Source organism: Nocardioides sp., assembly GCF_024509035.1.
Taxonomy (GTDB): Bacteria; Actinomycetota; Actinomycetes; order Propionibacteriales; family Nocardioidaceae; genus Nocardioides.
In genome coordinates, this window is the sequence record NZ_JANINT010000299.1 from 895 (window position 1) to 2,374 (window position 1,480).

Sequence of the window (1,480 nt, forward strand, 5' to 3'; positions counted from 1 at the left end):
CGGCAGCTGGGCTGGAAGGCGCGGACCACGACCGAGGAGCTCGTGCGGCTGATGGTCGATGCCGACGTCGAGGCGGTCGCCAACGAGGGCCGGCACTGGATCGACACGCCTCGACGGTTCGACGGTTAGGCGTGTCCTAGGCCGGTACGACGCCGATCGCGACCCGTCCGTCGCCGTCGATGCGCAGCGGGCCGGCGGCGTGCGGCACGAAGGCGGCCGCCCCCTGCTCGAGGTGCTCGGTCGTCCCGCCCGCGGTCACCGTCACCGGGCCGTCGAGGGCCAGGACGATCCGCGGCCCGTCGTCCGCGATGCCGGCGAGCGGTGTCGCGCCGACGACCAGGGCGAACTCGTCGACCGGCGGGTCGAAGCAGGCCACGCCGGCCTGCACCTCGATGCCGAAGCCCGACGTGTAGGCGTGCACGACGCCGGCGCCGAGGAACATCGCCTCACCCGGGGCGAGCACGACGTGGTTGAGCAGGAGGGTGACCAGGACACCGGGATCCTCCGGGTAGCGATCGGCGAGGGCGATCGTCTGGGCGAAGACCCGGACCGCCTCGCGGTCCACGGCGCCCCTGTCGACGTTGAGCCGGGTCGCCGCGCGCCGGAGCTGGTGGCTGCGCTCCTCGGCGGCCTCGGCGGCGACCCGGATGTCGGACAGCGCTCGCGCGAGCGCCGCGGGCTCCATGCCGAGGATCTCGGTCACGACGGCGCGCAGGGCCTGGAAGGCGGGCGTCGACATCAGGCGCCGGGCCGTCGCCTCCGCCCAGGGCGTGCCGAGCAGGCCCAGGATCTCCGCGGTCTTGTCGACGTTGCGGAACCCGGCCATCCCCTCGAACCGGGTGACCGCCACGATCAGCTCGGGCTTGTGGAACGGGTCGCGGTAGTTGCGCTCGGGACAGCGGCTCGGCCGCCGCCAGGGCCTTCATCAGGAACGGCAGCCGCCGCCCGAACCGGTTCAGCGTGCGGGTGCCGAGCGCGGCGTCCGGATCGGTGACGACGAGGTCCGCCAGCGACCGTCCGTCGGGCAGCTGCGAGGGCGCTCCGGGATGGGCGCCGATCCACAGCTCCGCGTGTGGATCGCCGTCGGCTGGCTGGCCGAGGAAGCGGGGGATGAGGGTGGCCGACCCCCACGCGTAGTCGCGGGTCGAGCACTCCAGGCGATAGATCGTCATGGGTCCGTTCGTCCTTGGCCGATCGGTCTCGGCCCGTCAACCGGATGATAGGCGGGTCCGGTGCCGCCCGCTCGAAGCGATGGATGGTTGCTCTTGCAAGCACCGGCCGGAGACGGGATCCGCTTGCCTGAGTGGGCGCGGTCCTCTCAATGTGAACCAAAGCACACCCGATGTGCTTGCTCCTGCTAGCAACGGCTAGCACGATGGAGGTATGGCAAAGGGCAAGGTCGTGAAGACCGTCGAGACCCTGGGCGACTACCTCAGGGAGCAGCGGGTGTCCGCCCAGCTGTCCCTGCGGCAGCTCGCCG

At 72.0% G+C, this 1,480-nt stretch carries 2 pseudogenes; both read right to left on the reverse strand.

What is annotated here, in order from left to right:
* Positions 1–136 precede the first annotated feature (136 nt).
* Positions 137–880: pseudogene (locus Q0L15_RS19470) on the reverse strand (hypothetical protein); the annotation flags it as partial.
* Positions 881–905: 25 nt separating this feature from the next.
* Positions 906–1,172 (reverse strand): annotated as a pseudogene (locus Q0L15_RS25025) (type I phosphomannose isomerase catalytic subunit); the annotation flags it as partial.
* Positions 1,173–1,480 lie beyond the last annotated feature (308 nt).